General features: G+C 71.6%; 15 protein-coding genes. 2 read left to right on the plus strand and 13 right to left on the minus strand.

Annotation, left to right across the window (positions count from 1 at the left end; genetic code table 11):
* The 11 genes from L0P92_RS15705 to xylB form a co-directional block, all read right to left on the minus strand.
* Positions 1 to 1,182: cytochrome P450 (locus L0P92_RS15705; RefSeq protein ID WP_234763327.1), on the minus strand; the 1,182-nt coding region annotated here is incomplete at its 3' end.
* 93 nt (positions 1,183 to 1,275) lie between these two features.
* The gene (locus L0P92_RS15710; protein ID WP_234763328.1) at positions 1,276 to 2,649 is read right to left on the minus strand and encodes a cytochrome P450 family protein; all 1,374 of its coding nucleotides are present in this window, start codon (positions 2,647 to 2,649) and stop codon (positions 1,276 to 1,278) included.
* Positions 2,650 to 2,659: 10 nt separating this feature from the next.
* The gene (locus L0P92_RS15715; protein ID WP_234763329.1) at positions 2,660 to 3,220 is read right to left on the minus strand and encodes a GTP-binding protein; all 561 of its coding nucleotides are present in this window, start codon (positions 3,218 to 3,220) and stop codon (positions 2,660 to 2,662) included.
* A 3-nt stretch (positions 3,221 to 3,223) separates the two neighbouring features.
* Complete coding sequence (locus tag L0P92_RS15720) at positions 3,224 to 3,607, minus strand: DUF742 domain-containing protein (protein WP_234763330.1); 384 nt, start codon at positions 3,605 to 3,607, stop codon at positions 3,224 to 3,226.
* On the minus strand, positions 3,600 to 4,427 hold the full coding sequence (locus L0P92_RS15725; RefSeq protein WP_234763358.1) for a roadblock/LC7 domain-containing protein: 828 nt from the start codon (positions 4,425 to 4,427) through the stop codon (positions 3,600 to 3,602). The genes L0P92_RS15720 and L0P92_RS15725 overlap by 8 nt, the downstream gene beginning before the upstream one ends.
* 20 nt (positions 4,428 to 4,447) lie before the next feature.
* Positions 4,448 to 5,629, minus strand: a complete 1,182-nt coding sequence (locus tag L0P92_RS15730; RefSeq protein WP_234763331.1) for an ATP-binding protein — start codon at positions 5,627 to 5,629, stop codon at positions 4,448 to 4,450.
* A gap of 372 nt (positions 5,630 to 6,001) precedes the next feature.
* Positions 6,002 to 7,525 (minus strand): acetaldehyde dehydrogenase ExaC, encoded by a 1,524-nt coding sequence (gene exaC / locus L0P92_RS15735; RefSeq protein ID WP_234763332.1) that lies wholly within the window; start codon positions 7,523 to 7,525, stop codon positions 6,002 to 6,004.
* 189 nt (positions 7,526 to 7,714) lie between these two features.
* A complete protein-coding gene (locus tag L0P92_RS15740) occupies positions 7,715 to 8,995 on the minus strand; it encodes a GAF domain-containing protein (RefSeq protein WP_234763359.1) in 1,281 nt (426 codons plus the stop codon).
* Between the two features lie 130 nt (positions 8,996 to 9,125).
* Positions 9,126 to 9,725 (minus strand): N-acetylmuramoyl-L-alanine amidase, encoded by a 600-nt coding sequence (locus L0P92_RS15745; protein ID WP_234763333.1) that lies wholly within the window; start codon positions 9,723 to 9,725, stop codon positions 9,126 to 9,128.
* Positions 9,726 to 9,945: 220 nt separating this feature from the next.
* The gene (locus tag L0P92_RS15750) at positions 9,946 to 11,154 is read right to left on the minus strand and encodes an ROK family transcriptional regulator (protein WP_234763334.1); all 1,209 of its coding nucleotides are present in this window, start codon (positions 11,152 to 11,154) and stop codon (positions 9,946 to 9,948) included.
* Between the two features lie 14 nt (positions 11,155 to 11,168).
* Positions 11,169 to 12,614, minus strand: a complete 1,446-nt coding sequence (gene xylB, locus L0P92_RS15755; protein ID WP_234763335.1) for a xylulokinase — start codon at positions 12,612 to 12,614, stop codon at positions 11,169 to 11,171.
* 202 nt (positions 12,615 to 12,816) lie between these two features.
* Here xylB and xylA point away from each other — a divergent pair, with 202 nt between their 5' ends.
* Together xylA and L0P92_RS15765 are read left to right on the plus strand one after the other, a co-directional pair.
* Positions 12,817 to 13,983, plus strand: coding sequence for a xylose isomerase (gene xylA / locus L0P92_RS15760; RefSeq protein ID WP_234763336.1), 1,167 nt, complete (start codon positions 12,817 to 12,819; stop codon positions 13,981 to 13,983).
* 409 nt (positions 13,984 to 14,392) lie between these two features.
* Positions 14,393 to 14,650, plus strand: a complete 258-nt coding sequence (locus tag L0P92_RS15765; protein WP_234763337.1) for a hypothetical protein — start codon at positions 14,393 to 14,395, stop codon at positions 14,648 to 14,650.
* Here L0P92_RS15765 and L0P92_RS15770 read toward each other — a convergent pair.
* Positions 14,647 to 15,969: an SWIM zinc finger family protein gene (locus L0P92_RS15770; protein ID WP_234763338.1), complete on the minus strand. Its 1,323-nt coding sequence runs from the start codon at positions 15,967 to 15,969 to the stop codon at positions 14,647 to 14,649. The genes L0P92_RS15765 and L0P92_RS15770 overlap by 4 nt on opposite strands.
* On the minus strand, positions 15,966 to 18,818 hold the full coding sequence (locus L0P92_RS15775) for an SCO1167/SCO6262 family helicase (protein ID WP_234763339.1): 2,853 nt from the start codon (positions 18,816 to 18,818) through the stop codon (positions 15,966 to 15,968). Before L0P92_RS15775 ends, L0P92_RS15770 begins: the two co-directional genes overlap by 4 nt.
* Positions 18,819 to 18,935: the final 117 nt, after the last annotated feature.

An 18,935-nucleotide genomic window follows, 5' to 3' on the forward strand; every position in this document is an offset into this window, starting at 1 on the left:
GCGGACCAGGGTGAGACGGGGGAGGTGGGTGATCATTCGGGTGAGCAGGGTCTGCGCCTCGAGACGGGCCAGCGGCGCCCCGAGGCAGTAGTGGATGCCTCCGCTGAAGGCGAGGTGCCCGGGCCCGCGGCTCAGGTCGAACCGGTCGGGAGCGCTGAACCGGGCCGGATCCCGGTGCGCGGCTCCCACCATCAGGTGGACCATCTCGTCCGCCCGGACCTCCACGCCCTCAAGGACGCAGTCCTGTGCGGCGACCCGGCTGATCACATGGGTCGGGGGGTCGTAGCGCAACGACTCCTCCACGAAGGCGGGCACGAGGTCGGGCTGTTCGGCGAGCAGGCTCCACCGGTCGGGGTCCTCGACGAGCAGCAGGGCCATGGTCGAAAGGAGCGTGGACGTCGTCTCCAGGGCGGCCAGCAGGACGAACAGGGCTAGGAAGTAGACCGCCTCGTCGGCCTTGTCCTGGTCCGGTTCCAGCTCGTCCCAGGTACGGATCCACCGGGAGACCGGGTCGTCGCCCAGACGTGTGCGCCGCTGGGCCACCAGGTCGAGGAAGTAGGCGCGCAGTTCGGCCATGGCCACGTCGGAGCGGGCCAACTGACTGGCGGAGGGCAGGAGTTCCTGGGTGAAGACCTGGTCGTGGGTCAGTTCGCGCAGCCGGGACCAGTCCGCGCTGGGCAGCCCCAGCCAGTCCCCGATCGTGGCGATCGGGAGTTCCTCGCCGACCAGGGCGGCGAAGTCGGCCTCCCCGGTGTGCAGTTGGTCCATCAGGGAGTCGAGGAGCCGGTCGACGATCCGGCTCACGCGCGAGCCGATCTGCTCGATGGTGCCACGGTCGAAGGTGCCGGCCGCCCGCCGGACCCGGGTGTGCTCCGGGGGGTTGAGCGCGGGCAGGGTGCGGCTGATCTCGCGGGAGGAGGGAGCGCTCCAGCGTGTGCGCTCCCCCTGCCGTTCCCTCCAACTCGTGTCCGGCTCAAGCCAGGTGTTGCTGCGCAGCACCTGGTCGCAGGCGCTGAACCCGGTCACGAGGAAACCACCCCAGGGTGCGGGGCTGACGTCTCCGCGCGACCGGAGTTCGGCGTAGAGGGGGAAGGGGTCGGATTGGCCCTGGACCGTCCGCAGACGGGAGAAGAGGGCAACGGTGGCGCGACGATCGGATATCGGAGAGGTGACACTCCCCACGATGGCGGCTCCTTTCTGAGAGTCAGCCGCCATACGTACCCGAGAGGTCATTGAAAGATTCAGTAACACACTCGTCTCATAGAGTTACCTGCGTCACGCGCCCCTGGTCCATGCCAGGAACCGGCTGAACAGACCGCCCTTGGGCTGCGGCGCGGCGTGGGCCGGCCGGGGCGCCGGGGCCGGCTGCGGAGCCGAGGACGACTGGGCCGGCTGCGTGGAGCGAGCCGCCGCGGACCGGGCGGCCGCGGCCGACGACACGACGCGCGGGCTGAACCGGACGGGCACGGTCACCAGGGAACGGCTCCACGGCGTCGGCGCCCAGGCCAGTTCCTTGAAGGGGACGCGCAGTTCGACGTCGGGCAGCCGATTGAGCAGGGACTCCACGGCCGTGGACGCGATCAGGAAGGCGGGGTCCTTGGCCGGGCAGGCGTGCGGGCCGGCACCGAAGGCCAGATGGGCCTTGGCGCTGAGCTGCTCGCGGTGCTCGGTCAGCTTGGGGTCGGTGTTGGCCGCCGCGAACGAGATCAGGATCGGGTCGCCCGCCTTCACGGTCCGGCCGTTCAGCTCCACGTCGTGCACCGGGTAGTGGCCCGCGTAGTTGGCGATCGGCGCGTAGTTCCACAGGGTCTGCACGACCGCGTCCTCGATCGGCAGGCCGCTCTGCCAGTCGTCGCTCAGATACAGCGCGGCGCTGGTGCCGATGGCGGCGGTCAGGGGCATGGTGCCGCCGGAGAGCAGGGTCACCAGCTGGTGCAGCACCTCCTCGTCCGTCAGCCGGGCGGAGTGCACCATCAGCCGGGTGGTGAGGTCCTCACCGGGCTCGCGGCGCTTGAGGGCGATGAGTTCGGCGAGCGCCGCGCCCAGCGTCTCGTCGGCACCCGGCGTGCCCTCGAAGATGCCGCTGATCCCTACGATCACCCGGTCGCCGATCTCGGGCGGGCAGCCGAACAGATCGCTGAAGACCAGCAGCGGAAGCGGCTGGGCGTAGGCGGCCATCAGCTCGGCCTGACCGAGGGGTTCGTTGCTGAAACGGCTGATCAGGTAGTCGGCCGACTGCTGCGTCTGACGCACCAGCTGGACCTGGTTGACGGTGGCGAGACTGTCCGTCACCGCCTGCCGCAGCCGGGCGTGCGCCGCGCCGTCGCTGAACAGCGCGTTGGGGCGGTAGGCCATCATCGGCAGCGCCGGGCTGTCGGCGGGCACCCGCCCCTCGTTGAGGGCGTTCCAGCGACGCGCGTCCCGCACGAACGAGCCGGGGTTCTGCAGGATGTAGAGGGCGGCGTCGTAGCTGGTGACCAGCTCGACCTCGACGTCCGGCGCGATGTCGACCGGAGCGCTCGGCCCCTTCGAGCGCAGCTGGGCGTAGTGCCGCTCGGGGTCGGAGCCGAACTCGGGCCCGTACAGCCGTATGTTGCCGTGAGCGGGGCAGCCGGCCGGTGTCCCGGACGGGTCGAAGTGCTGTTGCATGCCGTGGCTCCTAGCCGAGGGTGGTCATGAGGTGCTGTACGAGGGTGATCAGCGCCTGTGCCGAGGAGCCCTGGTCGCGCACGTCGCAGCGGACGACCGGGGTCTCCTCGGAGAGGTTGAGCGCCTCACGTACCTCGTCGAGCGGATAGTCGGGGGTGCTGTCGAAGTGGTTGACACCGATGGCGTACGTCAGGCCGAACTGCTCGACCAGGTCCAGGATCGGGAAGCTCTCGTGCAGCCGCTCGGGGTCCACCAGGACCAGCGCGCCCAGCGCACCCCGGGACAGCCCCTCCCACATCTCCTTGAAGCGTTCCTGGCCCGGGGTTCCGAAGAGGTAGAGGACCAGGCTCTCGCTCAGGGACAGACGCCCGAAGTCCATCGCCACGGTCGTGGTCGTCTTGTCCGGGGTGCCCGAGAGGTCGTCGAAGCCCTCGCTCGCCTCGGTGATCTCCTCCTCGGTCTGCAGCGGCTCGATCTCGGAGATGCTGCCGATGCAGGTGGTCTTCCCGACCCCGAAGTGGCCCACGACGAGGATCTTCACGGAACGGGAGACGGCTGGATCCAGATACACGAATTACGCTCCGAATCGGGTCTTCAGGCCATCGAGCACGGCGGTGAGCAGTTCGCGGTCGACACGTTCGGCACGCGGCGCCGGATTCCTCACATAGAGCAGGCCGTCCTCTGCCATCTGCGCCAGCAGGATGCGCACGATGCCCAGCGGCAGCCGTGTGTAGCCGGAGATCTCGGCCACGGACAGGAAGCCCTCGGCGATCAGGTCCATGACCGCTCTGGCTTCCGGAGACAGCGTGCGGGCGGCGGCCTCGGTGCCCTCCTGGGCGGTGACGAGCGTGGTGTGCTCGTACTCGTGGTCCGCGGGCAGCGCACGTCCCTTCGCGATGACGAACAGCGGGACTAATGCGGACGTCAGTTCCAGCTCGCTGTCCGGTTCGTCATGCATCGCCGGCCTTCCCTCCCTGCGCTACCTGCCGTGTGGTGAGCCTGGGTGCCACATCGCTCAGCCGAGTGGTGAACTCCTCGATGTCACAGTCGTGGGCGGCGGCCGCCGCGAGAAAGGCGCCCTCACCGGCCGCGACCAGGAAGATCCAGCCGTGCTGGAACTCGATGACGGTCTGCCGCCACCCCTCGTCCCGCCGCCCGCCGGCGAACGGCGCGGTCGCCCGGCTGTAGGCGTGAATGCCCGTCATGGCGGCGGAGATGGTGTCCGCCAGGTCCCGGCCGATCCCGCCGCTCGCCCCACGGGGCAGACCGTCGGCCCCGAGCAGCAGCGCGTGCCGGGCACCGCGCACGGAGGCGATCAGCTGGTCCAGCTCTTCGAGGACGAACCCCGACCCGCCCGCCCCGTCGCTGCGGTTCGCGGCCTCGGCCCGCTCCAGGGCCGAGTCGCCGCCGCTCACCCGGGGCGCCGAGGTGAGGTTGTTGCCCAGCCGCGCGACCAGCCGGTTCATCCGGAAGGAGATCTGCTGCATGTCGACGTCGGGTTCCGCGGCGGCGGCCAGATACGTGCCCTGCCCGGCCCCGATCAGGAACACCCAGCCGTGCGTGAACTCGATGACCGTCTGGCTCCACTGCCGGTCCTCGGTCGGCCCGGCGAAGTGGGCGGTGGCACGGCTGAGCGACTGCATCCCCGCCATGGCGGCGGCGATGGTCCGTACGTCCCCGTCGACCAGGCCGTCCGTCACCCCCCGCGGCAGCCCGTCCGCGGACAGCACCACGGCGTGCCGGGCCCGGGGGACGTTGTCCACGATGTCCTGGACCATCCAGGACATGTCCGTAGTAGTCATGCGCCTTCGGACCCTTCGGGTGTCGGGGCGTCCAGGTCACGGCCGGTCAGTGTGCCGCGCTGGAACGCCCCGAGGCCCCCGCCGCCGGAACCCTGGGCCGGCCTCCTCGGCGAGGCTGCCGTCCCGCCGCCTTCGGAGGGCACGCTGGCGATCGGCGACTTGCGGGCGCCGCGCTTGGGCAGGCCGTGCACGGTGCGGGCGCCGCCCTGCTCACGCCCCTCGACCCGTCGGATGCTGCTCACCGGCACCTCACTGGCCGGCGGCGAGGTCTCCTCCATGGTCCACAGCTCCTCGGGCAGCAGAACGACGGCGCGTACGCCGCCGTAGCGGGAGACTCCCGTGACGTCCACCTTGAAGCCGTACTGACGGGCGATCAGGCCGACGACGGGGAAGCCGAACTTGGGCTGGGTGCCGAGCTGGGACAGCCGGGGCACCTCGTCGCCGGACAGCAGCGCGGTCGCCGCCTGCCGGTCCTCGTCACTCATGCTGACGCCGGCGTCGTCGATGATGATGCACAGGTTCTTCTGGACCCGCTGGAACGTTACCTCGATCGGCGCCTCGGCCTGCGAGAAGCTGGCGGCGTTGTCGAGCAGTTCGGCGACGGCGAGGGCCACCGGCGCCACCGCGGACGCCTTCAGCGCGATGCCGCTCGGCTGCATGATCTCGACCCGGTGGAAGTTGCGGATCTGGCTCTGGGCGCTGCGCACCACGTCGTAGACGCTGGCGGGCTGGCTGCGCCGGCCGAGGGGCGCACCGCACATGACCGCGATGCCCTGGGCCTTGCGGGCCATCTGCGCGTTGGCGTGGTTCACGTCCATCAGGTCGGTCAGGACGCTGTGCCCGCCGTACTTGCGCTGGATCTCGTCCAGCAACGCCGTCTGTTCGGCCGCGAGGCTCTGCAGGAAGCGGGCGGCGCCCTTGAGGACCGCCTTGGTGCTCTCCTCCGCCGCCTGCTCGGCCTCCCCGATGACACCGTCCTGCTCGTCCCGGACCCGCTGCAGTTCTCCCTGCATACGGCCGAGCTCGCCCTCGGTGTATCTGAGCCGCTGTGCCAGCGCGGCCTCGGCTTCCCTCTTCTTCGCCCCCAGTGCGGAGTTGCGGAGCGTGAGGGCCACGACTGCGGCTACGGCTATCGCCGCTATCGCAACCAGACACCAGATAAGCGCGTCTTGACTCATGGAAACCTTTCCCGGCGCGTGGCATGCAGGCGTCGACGGATACAGCTCGCGAGGATCCGCAACCCGTCACAGGGGACGCATGACTGTTGGTGCGAAGAGCAGACCACCTCAGGCGGGTTGTGCCTGAGCGAAGTGGATCAAGGTCGCAGACGGCGGAATGCTATCACTCTCAAACATTGGCCTTGAGGCCGCCTTTGAGGTCTCCACAGGGTCAACAGATGGGTCACCAAAGCCGGTTGGCAACCGTTCATGATCACTGGTGACAGGGTGTGACCGAGGGTACGGCGGGGTGGAACATGCGATCCGGGCGCGAGAAGGGCGCCTGCGGGCAGATGCTGCCCTGGCCAGGCGCCCTTTCCTGAGCTACGGCTTCTAGAAGAAGCCGAGCTTCTTCGGCGAGTACGACACCAGGAGGTTCTTCGTCTGCTGATAGTGCTCCAGCATCATCTTGTGCGTCTCACGGCCGATGCCCGAACCCTTGTAGCCACCGAACGCCGCGTGGGCCGGGTACGCGTGGTAGCAGTTGGTCCACACGCGGCCCGCCTGGATGGCGCGGCCCGCGCGGTACGCCGTGTTGATGTCCCGGGTCCACACACCCGCGCCGAGCCCGTAGAGCGTGTCGTTCGCGATCTTGATGGCGTCGTCGAAGTCGTCGAAGGACGTCACCGAGACGACGGGACCGAAGATCTCCTCCTGGAAGATCCGCATGCGGTTGTCGCCCTCGAAGATCGTCGGCTGGACGTAGTAGCCGCCCTTCAACTCACCGTCGTGCTCGATGCGTTCGCCACCCGTGAGGATCCGGGCGCCCTCCTGCCGGCCGATGTCCAGATAGGAGAGGATCTTCTCCAACTGGTCGTTGGACGCCTGCGCGCCGATCATCGTGTCCGTGTCCAGCGGGTGGCCGGTCCTGATCTGCTCGGTGCGGGCGACGGCCGCCTCCATGAACTCGGCGTACTGGCCGCGCTGCACCAGCGCCCGCGACGGGCACGTGCACACCTCGCCCTGGTTGAGCGCGAACATGGTGAAGCCTTCGAGCGCCTTGTCCCGGAAGTCGTCGTTCGCCGCCCAGACGTCGTCGAAGAAGATGTTCGGGGACTTGCCGCCGAGTTCGAGGGTCACCGGGGTGATGTTCTCCGAGGCGTACTGCATGATCAACCGGCCGGTCGTCGTCTCGCCGGTGAACGCCACTTTGGCCACCCGGGAGCTGGATGCCAGCGGCTTGCCCGCCTCCACGCCGAAGCCGTTGACGATGTTCACGACGCCTGGTGGCAGCAGGTCCGCGACCAGGCTCAGCCAGTAGTGGATCGACGCCGGGGTCTGCTCGGCCGGCTTGAGCACGACCGCGTTGCCCGCCGCCAACGCCGGAGCGAGCTTCCACGTCGCCATGAGGATCGGGAAGTTCCACGGAATGATCTGCGCGACCACTCCGAGCGGCTCGTGGAAGTGGTACGCCACCGTGTCGTCGTCGACCTCGCCGAGCGAGCCCTCCTGCGCCCTGATCGCCCCCGCGAAGTAGCGGAAGTGGTCGATGGCCAACGGGATGTCGGCCGCCAGTGTCTCCCGTACTGGTTTGCCGTTCTCCCAGCTCTCGGCGACGGCCAGCTTCTCCAGGTTCGCCTCCATCCGGTCGGCGATCTTCCACAGGATGTCGGCACGCTCGGTCACCGAGGTCCGTCCCCAGGCGGCCGCGGCCGCGTGCGCCGCGTCGAGCGCCCGCTCCACGTCCTCCGCCGTGCCCCGCGCGATCTCGGTGAACGGCTGCCCGTTCACCGGTGACGGGTTCTCGAAGTACTGCCCCCGGATCGGCGGCAGGTACTCACCGCCGATGAAATGGTCGTAGCGCGCCTGGTAGGAGACGATCGCGCCCTCGGTGCCGGGCGCCGCGAAACGGGTCATACTGCTCTGCCTCCCGAAGAAGCGCTGCCCGCCGTTGGGCAGCTCTCGCCGCGAGGCTAGGAACGGCGAGGTTGCAAGTACGTTGCGCGCAGCTGGCAGCTGGCAGCTGGCAGCTGGCAGCTGGCAGCCGGGAGCGTGGCGGGCGGTCGGGAGCCGGGAGGGCGGGCGAGAGGTCGGTCAGGGCGCCGGTCAGTGCGCCGGGCGGTGCCGCCAGGCGGGCGACGCTGCCGACAACTCGCACTCCAGCGCCGCCAGCCGCGACCGCACCGCGGGCGTGGGGCGTACGGCGGCGAGTGCCCGCCATACGTCGAGGTCGTCCTCGCCCCACGGGGCGTGCGCCCAGTCGGCCAGCAGGTCGGGGTCGCGACGGGCGATGAGCGCCGTACGGAGACCGTCGGCGAGGCGCCGTCTGAGCCGCACCACCGCCGGCGCCTGGGAGCCGGGCAGCAGCGGGCCCGTGTAGGCCATGGCCGCCCCGGTGACCGCGCCGGCCTCCAGGCGACGCTCGACGACGGTCACGTCCGACTCGACCGGCACCGTGAGCCGGTACGGCCGCGATCCGAACAGGCCGGGGCCGAGGACCCGGCGCAGTCGGGCCAACTCGGCCCGCAGGGTCACGGGCGTCACCGACTCGTCCTCGTACAGCGAGCACAGCAGCTCGTCACCGGTCAGGCCCTCCGGATGACGGGCCAGCAGCACCAGGATCTCGCTGTGCCGGCGACTGAGTCTGACCCTGCGGCCGCCGATGAGCAGCCGCGCCTCGTCGCGGCCCAGCGCGCACAGCTCGGGCGCGTCGGCGGCCGGCGACTGCGGGGCGAGCAGCGCCAGGTGGGACTCCGCGGCGCGCGCGACCGCCTGCACGAACCCCAGGCTGTGCGGATGCGCGAGCCCGTCGCCACCGGTGATGTCCACCGCCCCGAGCACCCGCCCGGTGCGCGGATCGTGCACCGGTGCCGCCGCACAGGTCCAGGGCTGCACCCGGCGGATGAAGTGCTCGGCCGCGAACACCTGCACCGGCCGGTCCACGGCCACCGCCGTACCCGGCGCGTTCGTCCCGACGGCGGTCTCCGCCCACCGCGCACCCGGCACGAAGTTCATCCCTCCCGCCCGTCGCCGGGTCGTCGGATGGCCCTCGACCCACAGCAGCCTGCCGTGCGCGTCGCACACCGCGAGCAGATGCTCGCCGTCGGCGGCGAACGTGCCCAGCAACTCCCGGAACAACGGCATCACCCGGGCCAGCGGATGCTCCGCGCGGTACGCGCCGAGATCGCTGTCCGCGAGTTCCACGCTCGCCGTCCCGTCCGGGCCCACCCCGGCCCGCGCGGAACGCCGCCACGAGTCCGCCACCACGGCACGCACCGGCTGGGGCACGGTACCCACCTCGGTGAACGTCTCATGCGCCCGACGCAGTACCCGTACCCGCTCGGCAGGGTCGGCCCCCGGCTCCAGGGCCACCCATGGTTCGCTCAACTCGGCCTCCCGGAAGGCGATGCGGCTGGGGACATCGTCACTCCGGGTGCGCACTCGGACAACCTTTTCGACCCGGCTCACCCGAACGATGGGCCTGCCCGGGGCCCGGCCGTGCGCACCGTGCACGTCCTCAGACGGCGTTGACCAGTCGTATGTAGCGGGCCCAGTCCCAGTTCGGCCCGGGATCGGTGTGGTCCGTGCCCGGCACCTCGTAGTGCCCGATGATGTGCGCGCGGTCCTTCGTTATGCCGTGTCTGGCGCAGATGGCCGCCGTGAGCCGGGCGGACGCCTCGTACATGACGTCCGTGAAGTAGCCGGACTCGTCCACCCAGCCCTCGTGCTCGATGCCGACGCTCCGCGTGTTGTGGTCCCAGTCACCGGCGTGCCAGGCGATGTCCGACTCGCGGACGCACTGGGAGGTGTGCCCGTCGGCGGACCGGACGACGTAGTGGGCGGAGACCTTCTTCTTGGGGTTCTCGAAGAGGAACAGGGTCTTGGTGTAGGTGGTCTGTGTCATGTGGATGATCACCTGATCGACGGGGTGGATCATAGGGCGGTTCGCCGCCGTGTAGTTTGCGGCGTTCGCCGGCCGCCACTCGGCGAGCGGGTAGTCCGGTCCGGGGACGTGCGCCCCGGCTTGCCATTCGGGGAGCAGGGCGTAGGGGACGACGGCGAGGGCGGCGCCCTGGAGGAGCTGACGTCGGCTGGGGCGTCGTCTTTCACGGTTCAAGGGCGGTACTGCCTTTCGGAGTTGAGTTCAGCCGGGGGCGCCGGGCCCGTCCCCCCTTCCTGCACGCGAGGTGTCCCCGTCGCCGTGCCACGACGGTTGCGCCCCGCGTGAATCACGGTACGGCGCCAACGGGTTGGGCAGAGCGGCGAGCCGGGGTTCCGTGGACAGCCCCCCGACTGTGGATAACTCGCTCACCCACATGAGTGAACTCGGCCTGGAATCAGGCGCGTTCCGCGACCGCCACCGGATCGTCCAGCACGCCGCGCACCACCGAGTGAGCGGCCCCCAGCAACGGCCCCTCGGGACCCAGCCGCGACACGGACACCGGGCAGGCGGGCCCGGCGGTGCGCCGGTCCAGCTCGGCCTCCAGCGAGGGCAGCAGCCACGGCGCCAGCCCGGCCAGCGCACCGCCCAGCACCACACTCTGCGGGTCCAGCAGATTCACCGCGCCCGTCAGCGCGATACCGAGCGCCGTTCCGGCGTCGCGCAGGGCGCGCCGTACGTCCTCGTCGCCCTCGGCGGCTCGGCCCGCGAGCAGTCCGACGCGATCCTCGCCCGGCTCCAGCCCGGCCGCACGCAGCACCGCCTCCTCACCGGCGTACTGCTCCAGGCACCCGCGTCCCCCACAGGGGCATCCGGGCCCGTCCGGCTGGACGGGCACGTGCCCCAACTCGCCCGCGAAACCGTGCGTTCCACGCAGCAGCCCGCCGTCCACCACGACCGCCGCGCCGATGCCGATCTCCGCCGACACATGCAGGAAGTCACGCGGAGTGCCCTCGCCGAGCCAGAGTTCGGCGAGGGCGCCGAAGTTGGCCTCGTTGCCCACGGTGAGCGGGAAGTCCACGGGAAGCAGATCGCCGAGATCCCGGTCGCGCCAGTGGAGGTTCGGGGCGCGTACGACCGTACGGGCGTCCCGCGCCACCAGACCCGGCACGGCCACCGCGAGACCGGCGGGCCACAGCCCTTCGCGCTCGGCCTCGGCGACGACCTGGCGTACCAGCTCGCCGAGTTCCTCGATCACGGGCTCGGGGTCCCGGCCCCGGTTCGCGCCGTGCCGCACCGCCCTGGACCGCACCTCGCCGCGCAGATCGACCGCGCAGACGGCGAGATGGTCGACACCGACCTCCGCCCCGATCCCGGCCGGGCCGCGCCCGCTGACGGCCAGTGCCGATCCGGGACGTCCCACCCGGCCCGGCCGCTCGGGACCGAGCTCCTCCAGGAGTCCCGAGCGGATCAGCTCGTCGACGAGGGTGGACACGGCCGCGCGGGTCAGCCCGATGCGGGAGGCGACGGCGGCACGCGAGAGCGGGCCCTCGGCGCTGACGGTGTGCATCACCTTGGCGAGGTTGCGGCGCCGCATGCCCTGCTGGGTGTTGGGCAGCGCCCGCCCCCCGCCGGTCGGGTGGGCCTCGTGCAGCGGTGCGGTCATGCCTCCGTCAGTCCTCAATGCGCCTCGGGGCTCCGCTCCAGCAGCGGGGCCGCGTCGGAGAGTACCCCGCTGATCCTGGCCAGCGTCTCCTCGTCGCGCTCCACGGCGTCGAGTACGGGCCCCCGAGTGGTGTTCCAGCGCCGGGCCACCGCCGCCGGATCCTCGCCGGTCAGCAGGCCGGCCGCCTGGGCGGCGGCGCCGAGCGCGACCAGTTCCTTGGCCTCGGGGACCTGCACCGGACGCCCCGAAAGCCGGCGTACGGTCTGCTGCCAGGCCGTGCCCCGGGCGCCGCCGCCGATCAGCAGCAGGGGCGCCGAGCGGTCCGCGTCGTCGTCCAGGACCAGGTCCAGGGCGCCGAGCAGCGCGTGCACGGCACCGTCGTAGGCGGCCTGGAGGAGCTGGCCGGCGGTCGTGTCGTGGCGCAGGCCGTGCAGGAGGCCGGAGGCGTTCGGCAGGTTCGGGGTGCGTTCGCCGTCCAGGTAGGGCAGGAGCGTGAGGCCGGTGGTGGGTTCCACGGCCTCGCGGTCGAGGCCCAGCAGGGTGGCGAGACGGTCGACGGCGAGCGTGCAGTTGAGGGTGCACGCCAGCGGCAGCCAGTCGCCGTGCGCGTCGGCGAAGCCCGCCACCGTGCCGGTCGGGTCCGTGGGGCGGCGCTTCGACACCGCGTACACCGTGCCCGACGTGCCGAGGCTGAGCACCGGCATGCCGGGACGCAGGCCGAGTCCCAGCGCGGCGGCGGCGTTGTCGCCGGTGCCCGGCGCGACCAGGGTGCCCTTGGAGAACGGCAGGTCATGGCTGTCGCGCACGGTTCCCGCCACCTCCCCGGAGCGGACCACGCGGGGCAGCATCGCCGGGTCGAGCCCCACGCGCGCGAGGATCTCCTCGTCGTACGACTCCGTCCCCGACGCCCACCAACCCGTGCCGGAGGCGTCGCCGCGGTCGGTGGTGCCCTGTCCCGTGAGACGTTCGGTCAGGTAGTCGTGGGGGAGGCGTACCGCCTTGGTGGCCCGGACGGACTCCGGCTCGTTCTCGGCCAGCCAGGCCCACTTCGTCACAGTGAAGGAGGCGGCCGGGACGGAGCCGGTGCGTTCGGCCCAGAACTTCGCGCCGCCCAGCTCCTCGGTCAGCCGGCGTGCCTGCGGCGCCGAGCGCACGTCGTTCCACAGCAGGGCCGGACGGACCGGCTCGCCCCGGTCGTCCAGGGTGACCAGGCCGTGCTGCTGCCCGCCGATCGACACCGCGGCGGCCTCGCGCGCCGCGTCGCCGCACTGGCGCAGCGCCTCGCACAGGGCGTCCCACCACTGGCGCGGGTCGCTCTCGCGGCCGGCTCCGGAGGACACCGTGTGCGGTGCCTGGCCGCTCGCGACGACCCGGCCCGTCGAAGCGTCGACGACCAGCGCCTTGGTGGACTGGGTGGACGTGTCCACGCCGACTACGAGCGGACCCTCGGCTGCTGACATCGGGCTCTCCCTTTTTCCGCGGCTCTACGGGATCTGACCTGCTGTTTCGAGGGCGCCCGGAGTGTCGTGCACCGGACCGCACCCCGTCGGGGACATCTTGTCCCTTCCCAGGGACGCGTGGGCATACTAATTTGTAAAGCGCCATGACGAAATAGTCGTAGCGAGTCGTGCAAGCAGTCGTCAGCAAGCAAGGAGCCGCGGCATGAGCTACCAGCCCACCCCCGAGGACAGGTTCACCTTCGGCCTGTGGACCGTCGGCTGGCAGGGGCGGGACCCCTTCGGCGACGCCACCCGCCGTGCCCTCGACCCGGTCGAGACGGTGCGGCGCCTGGCCGAGCTCGGCGCCCACGGCGTCACCTTCCACGACGACGACCTGATTCCCTTCGGGTCCTCCGACACCGAGCGCGAGGCGCACATCAAGCGCTTCCGCGAGGCCCTCGACGCCACCGGCATGAAGGTGCCGATGGCCACCACCAACCTCTTCACCCACCCCGCCTTCAAGGACGGCGCGTTCACCGCCAACGACCGCGACGTGCGCCGCTACGCCCTGCGCAAGACGATCCGCAACATCGACCTGGCGGTCGAGCTGGGCGCCGAGACATACGTCGCCTGGGGCGGCCGCGAGGGCGCCGAGTCCGGCGCCGCCAAGGACGTACGCGTCGCCCTGGACCGCATGAAGGAGGCCTTCGACCTCCTCGGCGAGTACGTGACCTCCCAGGGCTACGACCTGAGGTTCGCGATCGAGCCCAAGCCGAACGAGCCGCGCGGCGACATCCTGCTGCCCACCGTCGGCCACGCGCTCGCGTTCATCGAGCGCCTGGAGCGCCCCGAGATGTACGGCGTCAACCCCGAGGTCGGCCACGAGCAGATGGCCGGGCTCAACTTCCCGCACGGCATCGCACAGGCGCTGTGGGCGGGCAAGCTCTTCCACATCGACCTCAACGGCCAGTCCGGCATCAAGTACGACCAGGACCTGCGCTTCGGTGCCGGAGACCTGCGCGCCGCGTTCTGGCTGGTCGACCTCCTGGAGAGCGCCGGATACGCCGGGCCCCGCCACTTCGACTTCAAGCCGCCGCGGACCGAGGACCTCGACGGCGTGTGGGCGTCGGCCGCCGGCTGCATGCGCAACTACCTCATCCTCAAGGAGCGTTCGGCGGCCTTCCGGGCCGACCCGGAGGTCCAGGACGCCCTGCGCGCCGCACGCCTGGACGAGTTGGCGCAGCCCACGGCGGCCGACGGCCTCAAGGCGCTGCTCGCCGACCGCACGGCCTTCGAGGAGTTCGACGTCGAAGGGGCCGCCGCGCGCGGGATGGCCTTCGAGCGGCTCGACCAGCTGGCCATGGACCACCTGCTGGGTGCCCGCGGCTGAGTACACGCGCGCGCGTGCCCGACCGCGTGTGACCACCCGCTCGCCGGACGCCTCGGGCGCCGGGGATCCGGTCACACGCGGTCCCGGCGGTTGACCGATTTCCGCGCGGAATGTTCCGGAACCATGCGATCCATGCCATGGGCCCGTATCAACTCCCGCGCGGGGGTCGCGTGCCGATCGCCACGGGGCGACCCTTGACGGTATGGCCATGCCGCCCGTACCGCCTCAGCCGCCAGGACCGCCGGGTGACACGCCGCCTCCGGGCGGTGGCTTCGGACCGTCTACCGGAGGTTACGGACCCCCTCCAGCAGACAGCGGCCCACCCACATACGGTGGCTGGCCTCCGCAGGAACCGCCCGGCGGAGGCGGACCGGGGCGGCGGCGTAGTCCACTGATCATCCTGCTCGTCGTGATCGTCGCCGTCGGAGCCGTCCTGGCCGTGGTCCTGATGGCCTCGGGCAGCGACGACTCACCCGGCGAGAAACCGCCCGCCGAGAGCACGAGCAGCTCGCCCAAGCCGTCCTTCAGCATCCCGACAGAGCTCCCCACCAAGCTGCCGAGCGAACTGCCGACATCGCTTCCTTCCGGGTTCCCCACGGAACTGCCGAGCGGCCTTCCCAGCGACCTCGAATCGCTTCTCCCGTCGCTGGCGGACGAGCTGCCCTAGCCGCAGCCCGGCTCCTCCGAGGCCGTAACCCCCGCCGAGGCCAGTGCGGTTGCCGGATCCTGCGCAGGGCCTCCTGCGGGCACCCAGCGGCTCCGCTCCCTGCGGTACGGCCACCACCGCCCGTCCCGCCCCAGGCGCAGTTGCCGCTGTGCTCCGACGACCGTCCACCGGTTGCCCTTCGCCCGCAGCGACGGCCGTTCGTCCGCGTCCCAGGTGGTCTCCAGGGCGGCACGCGCGCGTGCGAGCGTCTCGCCCTCCACGGTCCACTCCTCGTCCAGTACGGACAGCGCGGCGACACCTCCCAGATGCCAGGCGCGTACGGCGATCTCCAGCCCTTCCCGGCCACGTCCCGATCCCTCGGCCAGCCGCTCCGCCACGCCGGCGACGGGGGAGTCGCCGACGAGGGAGTCGCCGTCGGGGGAGCCGGCGGCGAGGCGTACCGCGTCCTGACCTATCGTCAACTCCGCTTCGACAGCGTGCTGTTCATGACCCGATCGCAAGGCTTCCGTGAGCATGCGGTGTGCCGCCGCAGCGGTCCGGGCGGCCAGGAACTCCAGCGCGGCCGGGGCGACGCCGGGCTCGGGAGGCGTCTCGGTGTCCAGGGACGGCGGCAGTCCAGGCCCGGCGGGCAGCTGGGGCACAGCGGGCAGCGGTGGCAGGATCTCGCCGGTCGCATACGCCTCCTCGGCGTCCACGCCTTCGGCCTCGGCCGCCGCGGACCGTTCGGACGGTGGGCCGGCGGGTGCCGTGCCGCGGGCCTGGAGGTCGTCCAGGAGGCCGCGTTCGCCCCGTCCGCGCATCAGCAGCAGCACGAAGGGGTCCTGGTCCACCAGGCGTGCCATCTGGTAGCAGAGGGCAGCCGTGTGCCCGCAGTGGTCCCAGGCGCCGCAGCCGCACTCCGGATCCAGATCGCCCATGCCCGGCAGCAGTTCGATGCCCGTGGCCGCCGCGTCCTCCACCAGGTGCGGAGGCATCTCGCGGTCCAGCAGCGCGGCGACGTGCCCGGCCCGCTCGACAGCCATGTCCAGGAAGCGGTCCCACTGCTCGCCGGTCAGCTCCTCCAGCAGCACGTCGGCCCGGTGCGCCGTACGGTCGCGGCCCTGTACGACGGCCGTGATACGCCCCGGACGCACCGACACCGCGCCGACAGCGCCCGCGCGCGCGAGTCTGCGGCCCGCCTTGAGCTGCCCGGAGTCCAGCGCCGTCTCCTCCAGCGCCTTCAGCCAGGCCTGACCCCACCACGTCCGCGCGAACCCGCGCCCGTGCGCGGGCGGCAGCGCGGCGAACGTGCGCTCCATGTCACCGTCGTGTCCAGTCATCGGGCGCCCCCTCGCAGTTCCACCAGATCGGCCAGCTCCGCGTCCGTCAGCTCGGTGAGCGCCGCCTCGCCGGCGCCGAGCACCGCGTCGGCCAGCTCCCGCTTTCGGCTCAGCATGTCGGCGATACGGTCCTCGATGGTTCCCTCGGCGATCATCCGGTGCACCTGCACGGGCCGGGTCTGGCCGATGCGGTACGCGCGGTCGGTGGCCTGCGCCTCGACGGCGGGGTTCCACCAGCGGTCGTAGTGCACGACATGTTCGGCGCGGGTGAGGTTCAGGCCGGTACCCGCGGCCTTCAACGACAGCAGGAAGACCGGCACTTCACCGTCCTGGAAGCGCCGCACCAGAACCTCGCGCTCGGCGACGGGTGTGCCGCCGTGCAGGAACTGCGAGGGCGTGCCGCGAGCCGCCAGGTGCTGTTCGAGGAGGCGTCCCATCCGCACGTACTGCGTGAAGACCAGGACGCTCGCCCCCTCGGCGAGGATCGTGTCGAGCAACTCGTCCAGCAGCTCCAGCTTTCCGGAGCGCCCGGCGATCCTCGGCCGCTCCTCCTTGAGGTACTGCGCCGGATGGTTGCAGATCTGCTTCAGGCCCGTCAGGAGCTTCACGATCAGACCGCGCCGAGCCATGCTGTCGGCGCCGGCGATCTCCGCGAGCGTCTCGCGGACCACCGCCTCGTACAGACCCGCCTGTTCGGCGGTGAGGGACACGGCACGATCGGTCTCCGTCTTCGGCGGCAGCTCGGGTGCGATCCCCGGGTCCGACTTGCGTCGGCGCAGCAGGAACGGGCGTACGAGGCGGGTGAGGCGCTCGGCGGCGGCCGGGTCCTGCCCGCCCTCGACCGCCTGGGCGTAGCGCGTTCGGAAGGTGCCGAGGCGGCCCAGCAGGCCGGGCGTCGTCCAGTCGAGGATCGCCCACAGTTCCGAGAGGTTGTTCTCGACGGGGGTGCCGGTGAGCGCCACGCGTGCGCGTGCGTCGATGGAGCGCAGCTCCCGTGCGGTCGCCGAGTACGGGTTCTTCACGTGCTGGGCCTCGTCCGCCACGACCATGCCCCACGGCACCCCGGCCAGGCGGCGCGCGTCCAGGCGCATCGTGCCGTACGTGGTGAGCACGAACTCCCCGTCCGTCACCGCGTCCAGATCGCGCCGGGAGCCGTGGAAGCGGCGCACACGCGTGCCGGGCGCGAACTTCTCGATCTCGCGCTGCCAGTTGCCCATCAGGGACGTCGGGCACACCACCAGCGTCGGACCGGCCGACGAGGCGTCGGACTGCCGGTGAAGATGCAGCGCGATCAGCGTGATCGTCTTGCCCAGGCCCATGTCGTCGGCCAGACAGCAGCCCAGGCCCAGGGACGTCATCCGGGCCAGCCAGTTCAGGCCGCGCCGCTGGTAGTCCCGCAGCGTGGCGTCAAGGGCGGCCGGCTGACTCACCGGCTCCTGCCCCTCGGGGTCCGCGAGCCGCTCGCGCAGCGCCGCCAGCCAGCCCGTGGCCTGGACCTCGACCTGGCGTCCGGCGACCTCCGTGGAACCGGTCAGCGCGGCGCCGAGGGCGTCGATGGGCGTCACCTTGTGGTCCTGCTGCGCGCGGGCGCGACGTACCTCGTCAGGGTCGACGAGGACCCACTGGTCGCGCAGTCGCACCACGGGGCGGTTCGCCTCGGCGAGACGGTCCAGCTCCTCGCGCGTGAGCCGCTGGTCGCCCATGGCGAACCACCAGTTGAAGGCGAGCAGTGCGTCGGCGGACAGCAGCGACGGGGTGTCGGAGAAGATCCTGCCGGGCACGGTCTCGTCGTCCGGCGGACCGATCACCGCGCGGGCGGTCAGCCTGTGAGCCAACTCCTGGGGCCAGTGCACGTCGATGCCGGCTCCGGCGAGCGTCCGAGCGCCCTCCTGAAGGAGGTCGGTCGCCTCGTCGTCGGCCAGTTCCACCGCGTCCGGGACGGCAGCGGCGAGCAGCGGTGTGAGCGGTGCCCAGGCGCGGGCCGCGCGACGCAGCGCCAGCAGGGTGTCCATCCGCGCGCGTGGGCCGAAGGCACCGGAGTCCGCCCATACGTCGGCGGCGTCCGCGACCAGCGTCGGATCGCTCACGCTGTGCACCTGCAGCACTGCCCGGAACGACAGTGCCGCGTCGTCCGAGGTCGCCGTGGCGAGGCCGGGCACCTCGAGCCGTAGGGACAGCCGCACGCCCGCGTCGTGACCGGAGGCGACGTCCGCGGCCCACGCACGCTGACCGGGCACGTGCTGCGGGTCCCGCGCGGCGTAGGCGGGCCCGCCCGTCACCAGCGCCGCCGCGGGTGACCGGGGAAGCGCGTCGGCGACCGCGTCCAGGAAGGACCGCAGCAGCCGCTCCGGATCCGGCAAGCGCAGTGGCCGCACGCCGTCCAACGGCAGGGCGTGCGCCTCGGGAGGCATCGCGGCCGCAAGCGCGCGTACCTGCTCGATGTCCTCCGGCCGCAGAGGGCCGACGCGCCAGGCGTCGTGGTCGTCCGCCGAGAGGCCCGGCAGCAGCAGCCCGCGCGCCACGAACTGGAGCGCCAGCACGGCGGCCGCACCCCAGAAGACGCCCGCTCGATGCGACCGCGCGGACGTACGCGCACGTGTGAGGACCGGCAGGGCGGCCCACACGGGCAGCAGCACGGCCGGAACGGTCACCAGCTCCACACCGTCGTCGCCGGGCAGCACGACGGCCAGCTCCTCGACGGATCCGGACGCGACGGCCGGAACGGCACCGCCGTCCGCACGCCAGAAGGCGATCCGGCCGGTGCGCGCCGGGTCACCGGGTACGAAGACGGCACGGCAGCAGGCCAGTTCGGAGATCTCGGACGGTGTTGCGTCGGGAAGCCTCGGCACAGCTCTGCGACACTCCTCAAATTTGACTACCCAGATGGAGTGGCCGACGGTACAGCACTCGGACGACTTCCGGACAAACCCAGGGTGTGACCTGGGTCACTCTCCTGTCGGCGGGGT

Origin of the sequence: Streptomyces muensis (assembly GCF_021474425.1) — a bacterium.
Taxonomy (GTDB): Bacteria; Actinomycetota; Actinomycetes; order Streptomycetales; family Streptomycetaceae; genus Streptomyces; species Streptomyces muensis.